This is a genomic window from Dehalococcoidia bacterium (assembly GCA_025060295.1).
Taxonomy (GTDB): domain Bacteria; phylum Chloroflexota; class Dehalococcoidia; order Lucifugimonadales; family HRBIN23; genus HRBIN23.
On sequence record JANXCH010000006.1, the window covers coordinates 54610 to 71035 of the forward strand.

The 16426-nt window shown below is 64.3% G+C and carries 18 protein-coding genes; 2 read left to right on the forward strand and 16 right to left on the reverse strand.

Annotated elements, in window-relative coordinates; genetic code table 11:
* Positions 1 to 35 precede the first annotated feature (35 nt).
* Positions 36 to 1283, forward strand: coding sequence for a beta-ketoacyl-ACP synthase II (gene fabF, locus NZ951_03195; protein ID MCS7206927.1), 1248 nt, complete (start codon positions 36 to 38; stop codon positions 1281 to 1283).
* A gap of 11 nt (positions 1284 to 1294) precedes the next feature.
* Here the strand turns inward: fabF and NZ951_03200 are convergent, their stop codons facing one another.
* From NZ951_03200 to NZ951_03235, 8 genes are all read right to left on the reverse strand, one after another.
* Complete coding sequence (locus NZ951_03200; GenBank protein ID MCS7206928.1) at positions 1295 to 1537, reverse strand: SWIM zinc finger family protein; 243 nt, start codon at positions 1535 to 1537, stop codon at positions 1295 to 1297.
* Between the two features lie 62 nt (positions 1538 to 1599).
* A complete protein-coding gene (locus tag NZ951_03205; GenBank protein ID MCS7206929.1) occupies positions 1600 to 2865 on the reverse strand; it encodes a CoA transferase in 1266 nt (421 codons plus the stop codon).
* Between the two features lie 104 nt (positions 2866 to 2969).
* Positions 2970 to 3590 (reverse strand): recombination mediator RecR, encoded by a 621-nt coding sequence (gene recR, locus NZ951_03210; protein MCS7206930.1) that lies wholly within the window; start codon positions 3588 to 3590, stop codon positions 2970 to 2972.
* Between the two features lie 130 nt (positions 3591 to 3720).
* Complete coding sequence (locus tag NZ951_03215; GenBank protein ID MCS7206931.1) at positions 3721 to 4011, reverse strand: YbaB/EbfC family nucleoid-associated protein; 291 nt, start codon at positions 4009 to 4011, stop codon at positions 3721 to 3723.
* A gap of 8 nt (positions 4012 to 4019) precedes the next feature.
* The gene (dnaX, locus tag NZ951_03220; protein ID MCS7206932.1) at positions 4020 to 5621 is read right to left on the reverse strand and encodes a DNA polymerase III subunit gamma/tau; all 1602 of its coding nucleotides are present in this window, start codon (positions 5619 to 5621) and stop codon (positions 4020 to 4022) included.
* Between the two features lie 2 nt (positions 5622 to 5623).
* The gene (gene ybeY, locus NZ951_03225; protein ID MCS7206933.1) at positions 5624 to 6133 is read right to left on the reverse strand and encodes an rRNA maturation RNase YbeY; all 510 of its coding nucleotides are present in this window, start codon (positions 6131 to 6133) and stop codon (positions 5624 to 5626) included.
* Between the two features lie 52 nt (positions 6134 to 6185).
* Positions 6186 to 6749: a flavin reductase family protein gene (locus tag NZ951_03230; protein MCS7206934.1), complete on the reverse strand. Its 564-nt coding sequence runs from the start codon at positions 6747 to 6749 to the stop codon at positions 6186 to 6188.
* Positions 6750 to 6793: 44 nt separating this feature from the next.
* The gene (locus NZ951_03235) at positions 6794 to 7789 is read right to left on the reverse strand and encodes a J domain-containing protein (GenBank protein MCS7206935.1); all 996 of its coding nucleotides are present in this window, start codon (positions 7787 to 7789) and stop codon (positions 6794 to 6796) included.
* Between the two features lie 152 nt (positions 7790 to 7941).
* Here NZ951_03235 and NZ951_03240 point away from each other — a divergent pair, with 152 nt between their 5' ends.
* Complete coding sequence (locus NZ951_03240) at positions 7942 to 8409, forward strand: Hsp20/alpha crystallin family protein (GenBank protein MCS7206936.1); 468 nt, start codon at positions 7942 to 7944, stop codon at positions 8407 to 8409.
* 58 nt (positions 8410 to 8467) lie between these two features.
* On the opposite strand, the gene NZ951_03245 is transcribed toward NZ951_03240, so the two are convergent.
* The 8 genes from NZ951_03245 to NZ951_03280 all read right to left on the reverse strand — a co-directional run bounded on the left by NZ951_03245 (position 8468) and on the right by NZ951_03280 (position 16040).
* Positions 8468 to 9307, reverse strand: coding sequence for a PfkB family carbohydrate kinase (locus NZ951_03245; protein MCS7206937.1), 840 nt, complete (start codon positions 9305 to 9307; stop codon positions 8468 to 8470).
* Between the two features lie 4 nt (positions 9308 to 9311).
* Positions 9312 to 10085, reverse strand: coding sequence for a protein jag (locus tag NZ951_03250; GenBank protein ID MCS7206938.1), 774 nt, complete (start codon positions 10083 to 10085; stop codon positions 9312 to 9314).
* A gap of 14 nt (positions 10086 to 10099) precedes the next feature.
* A complete protein-coding gene (locus NZ951_03255; protein ID MCS7206939.1) occupies positions 10100 to 10927 on the reverse strand; it encodes a YidC/Oxa1 family membrane protein insertase in 828 nt (275 codons plus the stop codon).
* 140 nt (positions 10928 to 11067) lie between these two features.
* On the reverse strand, positions 11068 to 11529 hold the full coding sequence (locus tag NZ951_03260) for a PAS domain S-box protein (GenBank protein MCS7206940.1): 462 nt from the start codon (positions 11527 to 11529) through the stop codon (positions 11068 to 11070).
* 15 nt (positions 11530 to 11544) lie between these two features.
* Positions 11545 to 12240: a ribulose-phosphate 3-epimerase gene (gene rpe / locus NZ951_03265; GenBank protein MCS7206941.1), complete on the reverse strand. Its 696-nt coding sequence runs from the start codon at positions 12238 to 12240 to the stop codon at positions 11545 to 11547.
* The gene (gene argH / locus NZ951_03270; protein MCS7206942.1) at positions 12237 to 13625 is read right to left on the reverse strand and encodes an argininosuccinate lyase; all 1389 of its coding nucleotides are present in this window, start codon (positions 13623 to 13625) and stop codon (positions 12237 to 12239) included. Before argH ends, rpe begins: the two co-directional genes overlap by 4 nt.
* Before the next feature lie 4 nt (positions 13626 to 13629).
* Positions 13630 to 14787: an acyl-CoA dehydrogenase family protein gene (locus tag NZ951_03275; protein ID MCS7206943.1), complete on the reverse strand. Its 1158-nt coding sequence runs from the start codon at positions 14785 to 14787 to the stop codon at positions 13630 to 13632.
* Positions 14788 to 14798: 11 nt separating this feature from the next.
* Positions 14799 to 16040 carry an argininosuccinate synthase gene (locus tag NZ951_03280; protein MCS7206944.1) on the reverse strand — a complete coding sequence of 414 codons (1242 nt, stop codon included), beginning with the start codon at positions 16038 to 16040 and terminating at the stop codon, positions 14799 to 14801.
* Between the last annotated feature and the right edge of the window lie 386 nt (positions 16041 to 16426).

The window sequence follows — 16426 nt, forward strand, 5'->3', positions numbered from 1 at the left end:
GCCAAAATGCAACAGGATTCAAGGAGATGGACAGTATGGACAGGCGACGGCGCGTGGTGATCACCGGGATGGGAGCGATGACGCCCTTGGGGCACTCGGTATCGGCCTTTTGGGAGGGGTTGGTGGCGGGGAAGTCCGGGGTGGGGCCCATTACCCTGTGTGATGCCTCCGAGTTCCCTTGCCGTATTGCCGGGGAGGTCAAAAACTTCAACCCGGACGAGTATATGGATCGGCGGGAGGCACGGCGCATGGCACGCTTTAGTCAACTGGCCGTGGCCGCCGCCTACCAGGCGGTGAAGGATGCGGGGTTAGACCTGTCCCGGGAGGATACCACCCGCTGTGGGGTGCTGTTGGGTAACGGCAACGGGGGCTTCCCCACCACTGAGGAGCAGTGTCGGATTCTCGTGGCCAAAGGGGGGATGCGGGTCTCACCCTTCTTTATCCCCATGATTCTGCCTAACATGGCAGCGGCCAATGTGAGCCGTCTCCTGGGCTTGCGGGGCTACACCAGCACCTGCATTACTGCGTGCGCCGCTTCCACCCAGGCCATCGGGGAAGCAGCAGAGGTCATTCGGCAAGGGCGCGCCGATGTGATGCTCACCGGGGGCACGGAGGCGGGCATTAGCCCCCTGGGGCTGGCCGGGTTCTGTGTGATGAAGGCCCTTACCACCCGCAACGAGGAGCCCGAGAAGGCCAGTAGGCCCTTTGACGCCCAGCGGGATGGCTTCGTGCCCGCGGAGGGGGCGGCTATCCTGGTGCTGGAGGCTCTGGAGCACGCTCAGCGGCGGGGTGCACGCATCTTGGCAGAGGTGGCCGGCTACGGAGTTACTTCGGACGCTTACCATTTGGTCCAGCCCGACGAGCAGGGGGATGGGGCTGCTCGGGCGATGCACTTGGCCCTGGCCGATGCGGGCGTTTCCCCCCAGGAGGTGGACTACATCAACGCCCACGGCACCTCCACGCCCTTGAACGACGCCCTGGAGACCCTGGCCATCAAGAAGGTCTTCGGGGAGTATGCCTATCGGGTGCCCATCAGTTCCACCAAGTCCATGGTGGGGCATGCATTGGGGGCATCGGGGGCCTTGGAGGCGGTGGCATCGGTGCAGACCATCCTTACAGGCATCATCCACCCCACCATCAACCTGGAGTTTCCCGACCCGGCCTGCGACCTGGATTATGTGCCCCGTGTGGCGCGGCACAAGGAGGTGCGGGTCGTGCTCTCCAACTCCTTTGGCTTCGGCGGGCAAAACGCCTGCGTCGTGTTCCGCCGGTGGGAGGGATAGCCCCCGGGGCGTTAGGCGGAGGAGGGGGAGGGGAGCATCTCCCCCAGGATCTGCTCCAAGGCCCTCGTATGGCTACAGGTGTTTTGCCTTTGGAAGAAGGGGCAGGTGCACGCCCAGCGCCCGGCATCGTAGGTCACGGTGTAGGTGTCGTGTTCGCCGCGGAAGGTGGCGGTGAACTGCTGAAAGGTTACCCGCTCCCGCTCCTGGGCATAGAGCCTGGCCTTTTCTATCTTGCTGATCAGGCTGGAGTGCATTCCGCCCCCTTGCAAGAGGATAAGGGTTTCCCCCACATCCTAATCCGCTTCCCAGGCGGGGGTCAACAGGGGAATCCGACCACTCCGCGGCAGCGCAGGGCGTCCAAGTCCTGGGGGGAAAGGCCCAGGTCCCCGCAGAGAACCTCGTGCGTGTGCTCGCCTAGGAGGGGAGGGCGGAAACGCACAGTGGGAGGGGTGGCCGTGAGGCGGGGCACCAGACCGGGGTAGAGGATGTCCTTGCCCAGTTCGGGGTGATGCACACGGATGAAGAAGCCCCGTTCCACTAGGTGGCGGTTCTCGGTGAGATCGCGCATAGTGCTAATGGGGTAAAGGATGATGCGGTATTTCAAGGCCCCTTCAAACAGTTCGGCCTTGGTTTTGCTCTTGAAGAAGCGGGCGATAGGCTCCTGGAGGAGGTCAATCTCCTCCTGGGGCATGAGGCGGATGTCTTGAGTCTCAAAGGGGTAGAGGACGAGGAAATCGGGGGCGGCTCCCTCCTCTTGCATCCAGCGCACCAAGTTGCGGGTGGACTCGCCGCCCACAGGGCCAGCGCCTATAGAGAAGCAGACATAACCGTCTTTGCACTCCCAGTTGAGGCGGAAGCGGGTGCCGGCGGCTCCGGCCAGTAAACGCTCGGCTCCCTGGCGGGTGATGTTCACCCGGTTCAGGTCCCAGGTCACGGTGGCGTTCATAAGCGACCAGATGACGCCTTGCTGGGCAGAGACATCCACCTGCTGCCCCTGGCCGGAGCGGTGGCGCTCCCACAGGGCTATAAGGGTGGCCACGGCGGCATCCCCCGCGGCGTGAAGATAGGCCTGGGGGAAACTGATGCGCAAAGGCGGGCGGTCTGGGTCGCCGGTGATGAACATCAAACCGCCCATGGCTTGGAGGACGATGTCCGGTGCCTGGGAGGAGGCATAAGGGCCGTCCTGGCCGAAGCCGGTGATGCGGGTGTAGATGAGGCGGGGGTTGAGGGCCGACAGGTCCGCATAGCCCAGGCCCCACTTTTCCATCGTGCCGGGAGGATAACTCTCCAGAAGGATATCCGCTCGGCTCACCAAGCGGCGCAGGAGGGCGCGCCCGTCAGCAGTGGTGATGTCCAGGGCGATGGCGCGCTTATTGAGGTTGTAAAACCAAAAGGTGAGGCTACGGTTGGGGTGGGGTGCCTGCCCATAAAAAGGGGGGCGACGACGAGCGGGGTCGCCGTGCAGGGGCTCCACTTTCACCACATCGGCGCCCATATCTCCCAGCAGGCGGCCAGCCAGGCTGGCGTGCTCGGTGGTCAAGTCCACCACGCGGTACGGAGCGAGAGGCATGTCCCTCACCATAGGCACCTCCTCCCCAAAGGGTGAACAATCGTGCGGAATCTGTCAAGAGGGTGGGGCGGATGTCCTATACCAAGAAGCGTAGGGGCTTCCGTTTCCCTTTTGAGCTAGCCCATTGCGTGGCGCCCCTCAAAGGCACGCTGGAGGGTGAGGGCGTCGGCGTATTCCACCTCGGCGCCGGCGGGCAGGCCACGAGCCAGGCGGGTGATGCGCAAGCCCAGGGGAGCCAGCAGGCGGTGCAGATACATGGCTGTCGCCTCCCCCTCCAGGGTGGGGTTCGTGGCGAGGATGACCTCTTGGATAGGGGCCGTCTTCACGCGTTCCACAAGTTCGCGGATCTTCAGGTCCTCGGGGCCGATACCCTCCAGGGGCGAGAGGGCCCCGTGGAGCACATGGTAGAGGCCCTTGTACACCCCGGTGCGTTCCAGGGCGAGCACATCCAGGGGTTGCTCCACCACGCAAAGAAGGGCGGTGTCCCGTTTAGGGTCGGTGCAGAGGGCGCAGGGGTTCTGGTCGGCCAGGTTCTGGCAGAGCGAGCACCAGACCACCTGCTCCTTGACGGCCAGGATGGCTTCGGCCAGGGCACGGGCCTCCTGGACGGGGATGCGCAGAAGGTGATAGGCGAGGCGCTGGGCGGTCTTGGGGCCAACGCCAGGCAGTTTGTTGAGCTCTTGGATAAGGCGGGCGATGGGTTGAGGGGTGGTGGAGGGGAGAGCGCGGTTGGTCATATCCTTCCGCTGTGCGTCAGCCCACTGTGGAGCGTCGTGGAACGGGCGTGCGTTGTGAGGTTGTGGTGGTGAAAAGGCGCTGTTGCATCCCCGCGCACGAAGGGAACATGTGCTAACACTCCTACGCTCATTATAGTCCGGGAATTTTGAGGCCCCCCGTTACCTGGCTGATGCGCTGGGCGGCCATCTCCTCGGCTTTCTGGAGGCCCTCGTTCACCGCTGCCTGCACCATCTCTTCCAGCAGGCTGGGGTCTTGGGGGTCCAAAGCGGAGGGATCTATGGTAACCTTCTGGATGCGCAGTTTGCCCGTTACCACCACCTTGACCGCTCCTCCACCTGCCGAGGCCTCCACGGTGGCTGTCTCTAGCTCCTCTTGCACCTTGGCCAGACGGGCTTGCATCTGTTGTAACTGTCGGAGCATATTGCGGTTCACGGCTTTTCCTCCTGTGGGGAGTCGGCGGGGTGCTCGCCCACGATGCGCCCTCCCAGTTGCAGGGCAGTGCGAAGTAGGTGGCCCTGGGGGCGGAGTGTGGAGGGGCTTTCCCCTTCCGCCAGTTCCAAACGCACTGTATAGGGGTGGCCGAAGATTTTGGCCACCGCCTCGTCCAAGGCGGCTTTACTGGCGGGATGTTCCAGTTCGTCTCGCAGGCGCTCCCAGTGCGTCCTGTGGCGGAAAAAGATGGTGAGGATGTCGCCTTCGAGCGTGTAGCGCTCGTAGCCGCGCAGGAGGGGGCCCAAGGGGAAGCGCTTGTTGCGCACACGCTCCAGGGCACGACACAGGTCGCGCCAGCGGGGATCGGCGCGTTCCGCAGATGGTGGGGGTGGTGGGGACGGGGATGCTGGGGTAAGTGGGGGCGGGCGCACGGGAGGGGTTGGGTACAGGGCGGGGGCAGAGGGCGGTGGTGTGGAACGGGGTGATGGGGAGGGGCTAACCGTCGGCGCAGGGGACGGCTCCGCCAGAACCTCTACCACCGCCAGTTCCAAGGGTAGGCTGGAGAAGGCGTCGCCGCGGAAGGTCACGCTCCCCAGTGCCCGCACCGCCCCCAGCAGACGCTCCCACGTCCAGGCAGACGCCAGAGAGCGTAGGGCCTCCACGGTTTCGGGGGGGACATCCTCCACAGGTGCGCCCGCCTTAAGGCGTAGGGTATTCTGCAGCAAAGTCATCACGACACGGTGGAAGGCACGGGGGTCGCCCTCGCTGGCGGCCACTCCCTGGGCAATAGCCGATAAAGCACCCGCAACATCCCCCTTACTGAGACTATGCAAAAGGGCGAGGGCAAAGGGGTTGTCCCGCAGGCCCAGAAGTTCTGCTACCTGTTGGGGGCCAATCTCGGGGCCATAGGTGGTAACCACCTGCTCCAAAAGGTTACAGGCATCCCGCAGGCTTCCCCGGGCGGCCGTGGCGAGAAGGTGCAGGGCCTCTGTCCCTATCTGCCACCCCTCCTGCTGGGCGATGTGGGCCAGGCGCTGGGCAACGGCCGAGGGGGATAGGCGGTGAAAGTCGTAGCGCTGACAGCGGGAGACCACGGTAGGGGGGAGGCGGTAGGCTTCGGTGGTGCATAGGATGAACAGCACATGGGGCGGAGGCTCCTCTAAGGTCTTCAGGAGGGCATTGAAGGCCTCGTGGGTGAGCATGTGGGCCTCGTCCAGGATGTACACCCGGTAGCGCCCGCTGCCTTGGCCCATAGTGAGCACTGCCTCGCGGATGGCGCGCACATCCTCAATGCCCCGATGGCTGGCGGCGTCCAGTTCCACCACCAGGAAGGGGTCGCCTTGCTCTACGGCCCGACACTGGGGGCAGGTGGTGCAGGGTTCCCCCTCCTGGGGGGCTTGGCAGTTGACCGCTTTGGCGAGGATGCGGGCGATGGTGGTCTTTCCCGTGCCCCGGGGGCCCGCAAACAGATAGGCGTGCACGATTTTGCCCTGAGCCACGGCGCGGCGCAGGGCCTGCACCGTCCATTCCTGCCCGACAACTTCACTGAAGCGGCGGGGGCGATACTTACGGTACAGGACGAGCCCTTGCGATGCCATGGTTACCCCCGCAGGGAAAGGCCCAGCATCTCCAGTGCTTGACGTTCCAACTTCTGCATGACGATCTCTTGGGCAGGCTCCTGATGGTCATAGCCTAGCAGGTGCAGGACTCCGTGAATGATGAGGTGGGCGACCTCTGCTTGCACCGGACGACCGGCCTGCTGTGCCTGGCGCACCGCTTGGGGATAGCAGAGAACCACCTCCCCCAGATGGCGTATGCCGGGGGGTTGGGGCCAGGGGGTTGGGTCGTAGGGGGGAGGCTCTCCCTCCCCTTCGTACGGGCCGGCGTGGGTAAAGGCGAAGGCGAGCACATCGGTCACCTCGTCCAGGCCCCGATAGGTGTGATTGAGCCGGCGCACCGTCTCGTCGTCGGCGATGACCACGTCGACGCTGGCTGCCCCCTCTTCGGGGTGGACGGCAAGGGCAGCCGAAACCACCTGGGTGAGCCACCACTTGGCAAGGCGGCGACGAAACGGGGGAAAGAGGGTAACGGATACCGTGTGCGTCTGCATACCTTCTCAGGCCAAGGTAACACACGGCAAGAAGGCCTTCAAGGAGCGGCTGTTACAGTGTGGGCAGGCGCCGCAGGTACTCTTCTGCGAAGCGCTGGGCTTCCCGCAGGTGGGCCTCATAGAGAGGACGCCACGGGGCAGGCATATGGGTGCGGAAGTAATCGGCTGTCAGGAGGGGGCCCTCTCGGAGGGGGGCGCACTCCACCGCATGCCCCAGGAACAGGGTGCTGGGCCCCGTGTCCAGGGTCGCTTCCACCCGGCAGTCAAAAAAGGCCAAAGCGTCCTTCAGAATGGGGCTGCCGGTGCGGCGCACCTCCCACTCGTCGGGGCGCAGTTTCTCCCCCTCCCGACGGGAGAAGAAGCCGAAGCGCCACACCAACTCCATTTGGTCGGTGCGTAACAAGTGGAGTGCGAAGGCCTTGCTGTGGAGAATGAGGTCATGGGTGAAGGCGCGTTTAGAGATGAGCACCAGGACACGGGGATACGCCGGGGTAAGGGAGGCGCGCAGGGCGGAGTTGGAGATCATGGCGTTGGGGATGCCCTCCCAGGCGCTGGTAACCACCACCACGGGCGATGCCAGGTGGCGCAGGAGGCGGTAGGTGGTGTCGGCATCCATGCCTGCACTCCGGGGACGGGGGTTGGCCCTATCCTACCATACCCTTACTCGGGGCGCAGGGACCGCAACCGCTGAAAGAGGCGGCGCTCCTCATCGGTGAGGGCTGTGGGCAGGCGCACCTTCACTGTTACCAGCAGGTCGCCCCGGCGGGCTGGGTTGTTCAGGTGGGGCATCCCCTGGCCGGCCAGGCGGAAAGTGGCTCCGTTCTGAGTCTCGGGTGGGATAGTTAGCGCGACGCGCCCCTGGAGGGTGGGGACAATAACTTCGCCACCCAAAAGGGCGGTATAGAGGGGCACCTCCACCTCAGTGCGCACATCGGCCCCCTGGCGCTCGAAGCGCGGATGTGGGCGCACGACAATGCGCAGGAACACTTCCTGCCCGCCCGGAGCCACCCGCACTCGGGAACCCGTGTCTACACCGGGGGGGATTGTAACCTCCACACGCATGGGACGGGTCAGAAAACCGCGCCCGCCACAGAGGGTGCAGGGTCTGCGCCCGCTTTGCCCACGCCCCTGGCAGGTGGGGCAAGGCTGATCCGTCGAGAGTTCCAACAGGCGGCGGGTGCCGCTGAAGGCCTCCTCTAACGAAATCTCGACCTCTTGCTCCACGGCACGGCGGCCGGGGCGGGTGCCTACACCGAAGAAGCGCTCCCACACGTCCTCGCCCAAGAGGTCGGAGAATACGTCTTCTGGGGCGGTGGTTTGCGAGCGCCACACCCACGCGAAGGGGCCCTGAAAAGGTGTGCCTGTGGAGGGGCCATACTGGGTGAAGGGGCCCTGGGCAGTGGCCCCCGCCGCTGCGGGGCCATACTGCTGAACCAACCGCCACTGATGCCCATACTGGTCGTACAGGCGGCGCTTCTCCGGGTCCGAGAGGACTTCGTAGGCCTCGTTGATCTCCTTGAAGCGGGCCTCGGCCTCTTTATTGCCGGGGTTACGGTCGGGATGGTAGCGTAAGGCCAGGCGCCGATAGGCGGCGCGAATATCCGCCTCGCTGGCACTGCGGGAAACCCCCAGAACCTCGTAGTAGTCCCTAGGCATGGTTGCCACCCCCAAGGTGATGCTACAGGATGATACGATGCGTGTCAAGATATCTGCGTTTCTTCCAGAAAGACCTCTTGACACAAAGCGTCATATGTGCTATAGGGAAAATTGAGCCAGGCACCACCTGGCACCCCATGAGGAGGTGGAGCATGACCCTGCGGCGTTGGGAACCCTTCCGCGAACTGGAGGCCGCTGCGCGGCGGATGGAGCGGATGATGGACGAGTTGTTCGGCCCCTCGCGGCTTCTGGAGCCGGCCCGAGAAGTGTGGGCACCCCGGCTGGATGTGTTCCAAGAGAAGGACAAGGTGGTGGTGAAGGCCAACCTGCCCGGCGTGCCACCTGACAAGGTGGAGGTGAGTTTCCAGGAGAATGTCCTCACTATTGAGGGGGAGGTGAAGGAGGAGCGGGAGGTCAAGGAGGAGGACTACCTGCTCCGGGAGAGGGCCTACGGCTCCTTCTACCGGAGTGTTACCCTGCCCGCCGGGCTGGACACGGATAAGGCCGAGGCCCACTACGAGAACGGGGTACTGACCATTACCATTCCCCGTCTGCCGGAGGCCCAGCGCAAGACCATTCGGGTGCGCACGGGCAAGACCGTGGAGGGGAAGACTGTCTAACCGCTCTGGGCGCAGCGGGCTGGGGCCTGGGGCACTCCCCCAGGCCCCAGTGTTTATCCTATCCATGCCATAGCCGGTGCCACTGGGGCGTGGCCAGCAGACGGGCCACCTGGCATCGGTAGGGCACGCCAGCCAGCCCCACCCTCCCCACGCACAAGGCCCCAGCGGCCGCCGCCCATCGCACCGCCTCCCACGCTGATCCCGTCTCCCACAGGCGGAGCAGGAACGTGGCGGCGAACACATCCCCCGCCCCTGTGGGATCCACTTCTTCCCTCGGGACAACGGGCACCGAGTAGGCTTGACCCCTCACCCACAGCACGGCGCCATCCCGTCCACAGGTCTTGACCACCAGAGGCACCTTTTGGGCCCACACCGGGAATACGCTGGGATCCTCTACATCCTCTTGGGAAGCGATAAGGACGTCCAGACGCGCCAAGGGGAAATCGGAGGCAAGGGCACAGGGGAAAATCACTCCGTCACCGCTCCAGTGGCGCAGCCAGCCTTGGAGCGCTGCGCCGATAACGGCTTTGGGGAAGCAGTCCACAAAGGCGGGGGAGACCTCCTGGGCAACCGGAGCAAGAAGGACAAGGGACGCATCCCGCCAGGACGGGGGGAGGTCGGCCGGCTCTAGCAACGGGGCACGGCTCAAAAGGCGCTGACGGCGTGTTCCTCCCTCTTGGTAGCGGTTTTCAAAGGCGGTGCACAGGGGGCCGGGCTTGCAATGGACCTCTACCCCCCGTAGGGAGGGGGCACGGTCGCCGGCGGTGAGCAGAGCCGCGGACACCCCCCAGCGGGCAGCCGTCAGGGCGGCGTACACGGCTGCGCCACCCCAGCGCCAGCGGCGGGGGGTGCGATCCCGCACGGCGTGGCCGATGGCCAGGAACTGGGGGGCAGGCACGGCCCTAGGGGGAGGGGGTGTTGGACGCAGGGGGGAGGGGTTGAGGCGTGCCTTCCTGCCCCGGGCTGTGCCGCGCTGGAGCGGGGCCCTGAGGACGCCCCTGGCGGGGACGATGGGGGGCCCGCCCCTTGGGCACCACCACCACCTTACGCTTTTCCCCTTCCCCTACGCTTTCGGTCTTCACGGCCGGGTGGTTGGCCAGGGCCAGGTGGATGATGCGCCTCTCGGCGGGGGGCATAGGCTCCAGCGACACCGGGTGCCCCGTTTGGGCGACCCGTTCGGCGACCCGAAGGGCGAGGTTCTGCAAGGCTTTGGTGCGGCGCTCCTTGTAGTGCTCCACATCCAGCAGGATTGGGGTATCACTCCCACCCAGGCGGTGGGCCGTGATGAGGTTGACCAAAAACTGTAAGGCGCGCAGGGTCTCCCCTTTGCGCCCAATAAGGAGGCCGGCGTCTTCCCCGGTGATTTCAATGACGGTGGCCTTGGGGCTATCGGAACGGGGCTGGCCCAGGGTGGCAGTGGCCGACACCCCCATGCTTTTCAGCAGGGTGTCTACCACCTCTTTGGCTGTTGCAGCGGCCGGGGGAAGGGATACTTTGGGAACCCTGCGCACCCGCACCCGAGCCAACTCGGCCCCAAAACCCAAGAAGCCCGATTTCCCCCGGGAGAGGATTTCCACCTCCACCTCGTCCCGTGTGGCTTCTAACTGCCGTAAGGCCAGTTCGATGGCCTCCTCCACCGTTCGGGCAGAAACCTCAACCTGCTGCTGCTCCTGCATGAGGGGCTGGCTCCTTACGAGGGGGGGGCCTTTTTGGACTTGGCGCTAGCCTCTTGGGCAGGTGGAGGCGCAGAAGCCTCCGCAGCCGGAGCCTCCCGAGGCCGGCGCTTCCACAACTCCTCTAGGCCACCCCAGCCGGTTACGAAGTATTGCATCACAATCCCCACCAGGTTGGATACCACCCAGTACAGGGCCAGTCCACTGGGGAACTGAAAGGTGAAAAAGGTGAACATCAGGGGCATCATCCACAGAAGGATTTGGTTGGTTTGCTGTTGGCGCGGGTCTTGGGTCGGGTAGGTGGTCATCTTCTGCTGCACCCACATGGACAGGCCCACCAGGAGGGGAAGCACAGGGGTGGGATCCGGGCGTCCCAGGTCAAGCCACAGGAAGCGGTTGGCCAACGGGATTTGCTGGTGGGCCAGGGCCAGCCAGGAATAGAGGCGTTTGGAGAGGGCCAAAAGGGACTCGGGTGTAGACGGAACAGCTTCTACGAGGGCCTGGTACAGGCCGATCCAGATGGGGAACTGGATCAGCATAGGGCCTAAACAACCCAGGGGGCTGATCCCCGCCTGCCGATACAGGCGCATGGTCTCTTCCGAGCGTTTGCGAGGGTCTTTAGCGTAGCGCTTCTGAATCTCGGCCAGTTTGGGTTGCAGGTCGGCCATGGCTTTGGTCTGGCGCAACTGCTTGAGGGTGAGGGGGAAAGTAACAAGGCGGATAAAGATGGTGAACAGGATGATGGCGATGCCCAGGTTGTGCCCTACGAGGGCATACAAGGCTACCAGGGTGTTGACCATGGGCCTCAGGATGCCCTCGTTCCACAGGAGTCCAATGAACTCCACTGGACAGTCCTTCCGTTGCCGTGAGCGGGGGCCAGGCCCCCTATGGGGCCGTTAGTTTCGGCCGCTGAAAACTATGGGATGAAAAAAGGCCTGCCCCTTTCCTTTGTCATACTTGACGATACCAAAAGAGGCCTGGGGCGTCAATGGGCGATGTCGGGCGCCGAGGGACGGTTTCTTACCTGGGCCTCCAAGGCTTGCAGGCGCTCCAGCAGTGCCCGCTCCCGTTCCCAGCGGGCCGTGACATCCCGCATCAGGGCCCCGATGCCCACCACCTGCCCATCCCCCCCTTTGAGCAAAACGATGGTGAACTCTAGGGAGATGCGGGAGCCGTCTTTACGGAGGGCAGGTACCGCCAGCACCGTGTGGCCGTATTTGGTTACCCCCGTTTCCATCACCCGCCGATACCCCTCCCAATGGCGTGGGCGATGGCGCTCGGGGATAATGAGGTCTAGGGAGTGCCCTACCGCCTCCTGGGCCGTCCAGCCGAAGGTGGCCTCTGCGCCACGGTTCCAGAAGCGAATCCTCCCCTCCCTATCCGCCACGATGATGGCGTCCATGCTCTGGTCTAGAATCTGCTGGCCGAGCCACGCTCTATCGTCCAGGGTCAAAGATGCCTCCTATGGGATGGCTGTCAAGCCTTGCAGGGCTGCCGCACGGAGGCGGGCCAACGCCTGGGCCACCGTCTCGCCTGGGTGGAAGATGGCCGAGCCGGCCACCAGCACCCGCGCCCCCGCCTGCACCGCTTGTGGTGCTGTCTGGGGGTTGATGCCCCCGTCTACCTCCAACTCGATGGGGAGGCCCCGGGTGTCCAGCATCCTTCGCAGGCGACGCACCTTCTCCAGGGTGGAGGGGATGAAGGCCTGGGCGGGAAAGCCGGGGTTGACCGACATCACCAGAACCAGGTCCACATCGGGGAGGAGTTCCTCTATAGCCGAGAGGGGTGTGGCGGGGTTGAGGGCGACACCCGCCCGTTTGCCCAGACTTTTTATCTGATGCACGACCCGATGCAAGTGAATGCACGCCTCGGCGTGGACAGTGAGGATGTCGGCGCCGGCCTGGACGAACAAGGGAATGAACGCCTCGGGGCGCTCTATCATCAGGTGCACATCAAAGGGCACGGGGCTGTAGGGGCGCAGGGCTTCCACCATACGGGGACCAAAGGTGAGGTTGGGGACGAAGTGCCCGTCCATGATGTCTAGGTGGATGTAATCTGCGCCTGCCCGCACCGCCTCGGCCACCTGCTCGCCCAGGCGGGCGAAGTCAGCCGAGAGCACCGACGGGGCGATTTTGAGGGTACTAAGGGGGGCGCTCATTTTTCCGCAACGGGATCCGTAGCCTTGCCCTGCTCCCAACAGCGGCGGGCGTGCTCCCACTGGGCGCGCACCTGGGCGGGGGCCGTTCCCCCGGGCACGGCACGGGCGTGCACCGAGGCCAGGGCATCCAGGCGGAGCACATCCTCAGCAAACAGGGGCGAAAAACGCCGGAGTTCCTCGACTGTCACATCGCGCAGTCCTTTGCCCTGGGCCAGGGCATAGCGGCAAATCTCGGCGACGAGAGTGTGGGCTTGGCGGAAGGGCATCCCCTTACGCACCAGGTAATCGGCGAAGTCGGTGGCCAGCAGGGTGCCCCCCTCCGCCGCCTGGCGCATCCGCTCCGTGTTCACCTCCATTCCTTGAAGCATCGCAGTCATGACCTCTAGAGAGGGCAGGAGGGTGTCCACCGTGTCAAAGAAGCCCTCCTTATCCTCCTGCAGGTCGCTGTTGTAGGTGAGGGGAAGACCCTTGAGCACTATCAGCAGGCCCACCAGGTGCCCTACGACCCGTCCTACCTTGCCCCGCATGAGTTCGGCGAACACAGGGTTGCGCTTTTGGGGCATAATGCTGGAGCCGGTGGTATACGCCTCGGCGAGACGGATGAAGCCGAACTCCTCCGACGACCAGATCACCAACTCTTCGGCCAGGCGCGATAGGTGCACCATGCACAGGGCGGCGGCAGAGAGGTAGTCCACGAAGAAGTCTCTATCCGAGACGGCGTCCATGCTGTTCTCGCTGATGCGGGAAAAGCCCAGTTCCCGTGCCACAAACTGCCGGTCCACGGGGTAGGGAACGCCCGCCAATGCACCGCTCCCCAGAGGGAGCGCATCGGTGCGCTCGTACGCTTGGCGGAAGCGCTGGGCGTCCCGCTCCAGCATCCAGAAGTAGGCCAGCAAATGATGGGCGAGCACGACGGGCTGGGCGCGCTGTAAATGGGTATAGCCGGGGAGAACGGTTTCGGTGTGAGCTTCAGCCTTCTGAAGGATGACACCCTGGAGGGCGCGCACCCGCCGAAGGGTCTCCCCGATGACCTCTTTGGCGTACAGGCGCATGTCCGTGGCCACCTGGTCGTTGCGGGAGCGAGCAGTATGGAGACGCCCTGCCGTTTCCCCAATAAGGTCGTGCAGGCGCGCCTCAATATTGATGTGCACATCTTCCAGGTCCTCGCGCCAGGGGAAGGTGCCCGCTTCAATCTCCCGCCGAATGGCTCCCAAGCCCATCACGATGAGTTCAGCGTCTTTAGGGGAGATGATGCCCTGCTGGGCCAGCATACGGGCGTGGGCGATGGACCCGGCGATGTCCTGCCGGTACAGGCGCCGGTCAAAGCGCAAGGAGGCGGCGTAGGCGATGTGGGGCTTGCTTTTGCCGGCTTCAAAGATGCTCATAGCCCTACACCTTATACCTCTGCAAAAGTTGACGGGCGATGACCAGGCGCTGGATTTCGTTGGTGCCCTCGCCGATGATCATGAGGGGCGCGTCCCGATAATAGCGCTCCAAAGGGAGGTCGCGCAGGTAGCCCACGCCTCCGTGGATGCGCAGCGCGTTCAGAGTAACCTCGGCGCACACCTCGCTGGCCAGCAGTTTGGCCATGCCCGCCTCCAGGTCAGCACGTTCCCCGGCGTCCTTTTTGCGCGCCGCCTCATAGGTGAGTAAGCGGGCGGCTTGGATTTTGGTATACATATCAGCCAGCATCAGTTGCACCGCCTGGTGCTCGGCGATGGGTTTGCCGAAGGCCTTGCGCTGTTGGGCATAGCGGATGGCGCGTTCAAAGGCGGCGGTGGCCACCCCCACTGCACGCGCTGCCACATTAATCCGTCCCCCCTCTAGCCCGCTCATCACCTGCTTGAAGCCTTCCCCTTCCTTACCGCCCACCAGGTTCTCGGCGGGGCAGCGGTACTCGGTGAAGATCAACTCCACCGTGTCCACACCCCGGTAGCCCATTTTGTCCAGTTCCCTGCCCACGCTGAAGCCTGGCCCCTTCTCCACGATGAAGCAGGACATGCCCTTATAAGGCGGTTGAGCGGTGGGGTCAGTCTTGGCTAACAGGGCAAAGGTGGTGCCGTGCAGGCCATTGGTGATGAACATCTTGGTGCCGTTGATGATGTACTCCTCCCCGTCCCGCCGGGCGGTGGTCTGAATGGACTGGACATCGCTTCCGGCGTTAGGCTCGGTAAGGGCCAGGCCTCCCCTCTTGTCGCCCCGCGCCAAGGCGGGGAGGAACCGTCGCTTCTGGTCCTCGGTGCCGTAGTGCACTAGGATGTGGGTGAGAATATGATGGGAGCCGATGATGCCACTGACAGCCATCCACCCCCGAGAGATCTCCTCAAAGATCATGGCGAAGGTGGTGTAGTCCAACCCCAGCCCGCCATACTCCTCGGGGACATTCAAGCCGAAAAGCCCCATCTCCTGCATCTGGGGAATCAGTTCGTGGGGGTAGATGGCCTCGTGCTCGTACTTGTCGGCGAGGGGGATGACCTCTTTCTCCACCCACTCCCGCACTGTGCTGACGATTTGGCGGCGGGCCTCCTCTTTGGTCACCTGGGCCATCACACACCTCCTCACATCTGGGGCGGTTTTTTGCCCCTCACAGGCGCAGCTTGGGTCTTGGCGATGCCTTGTACCTCAGCCTGGGTACGCACGGGCAGGCCGTACACCCGAATGAAGCCCACCGAGGCGCGATGGTCAAAGGCGTCTTTGCGCCCGTAGGTGGCCAGGTCGTGGCGGTAGAGGGAGTAGGGGGATTTGCGCCCCACTACCTGGGCAGTGCCTTTGAATAGACGCAGGCGCACCGTGCCCGTAACGAAGCGTTGGGTGCTGTCCACATAGGCGTCCAGGTCTTGGCGGTGGGCGGTGAACCACAGGCCGTTGTAGACCAGGTCGGCATATTGCTGGGCTACGATGTCCTTGAAGCGCACCTGCTCCTTGGAGAGGGTGGCGGTCTCCAGGGCGCGGTGGGCGGTGTGCAGGACGACCGCTGCGGGAGCCTCATACACCTCCCGGGATTTGATGCCCACCAGACGGTTCTCCAGGTGGTCAATGCGCCCGACGCCGTGCTCGCCCGCCAGGCGGTTGAGGTGCTCCACCAGGGCCACTGGCCCCAGGCTCTCCCCATTGATGGCGACGGGGATGCCCTGCTGAAACTCGATCTCCACATAGAGGGGAGTATCAGGGGCTTGGGAGGGGTGCTTCGTCCAGGCGAAGGCGTCCTCGGGGGGCTCGTCCCAGGGGTCCTCCAGGTCTTCGCCCTCAATGGCACGGCCGAAGAGGTTCTCGTCCACGCTGTAGACCCGCCCCTTCTGCTCGGGGATGGGGATGCCCCGGGCGCGGGCGTATTCCTTCTCCTCGTCGCGGGTCATGCCCCACTCCCGCACGGGGGCGATGACCTCCAGGTGGGGTGCCAGGGCCATGACGCTCACATCAAAGCGCACCTGGTCGTTGCCCTTGCCTGTGCACCCGTGGGCAACGGCGTCGGCCCCCTCCCGCAGGGCCACCTCGACCAGATGTTTGGCAATGAGGGGGCGTCCCAGAGCGGTGGTGAGGGGATAGACGCCCTCGTACACGGCGCCGGCCTTCAGGGCGCGCCACACATACTCCCGGATAAACTCCTCACGGGCATCCACCACCAGGGCCTTGGAGGCGCCCGTCTTCAAGGCCTTTTGGCGGATGGCGTCTAGGTCGCGCCCCTGGCCCAGGTCCAGGGTCAGGGCGATGACCTCCGCCTGATACTTCTCCTTCATCCAGGGGATGGCCACCGAGGTGTCCAACCCCCCGCTGTAGGCTAGGACGATGCGCTTGGGCATGGGGAGACCTCCTTACTGGTTTACGGGCACGCCCAGGGTTGTCAAAAGGGGTATCGCTTCCAGCATATCACGCCGTACTAGGTCTAAATACAGCGCTAAAGCCCCATCAGGGGAGCGTTGCTCCCAGTAGGAGAAGTTAATGGATGCGCACAGGGAGGCGAAGGACGACAATGCGGGGTTATGGCGCGCCCCCAGGTGCAGCGAGACGGACAGGTCGTGCTTAGGGCACAGGCCCCAGCCTCTAGCCCGGAGAAACCCTTTCAGAGCTTTTTCCCACGGCTTGTTGGAGGGGGAAACCCGTTTCCTCAGGCGTCGCGCCCCCTCTAAGAGCCCTTGGGCAACCCTCCAGTCGCTCAGCGCTTTCGTCAATCACCTCGGCCACCGAG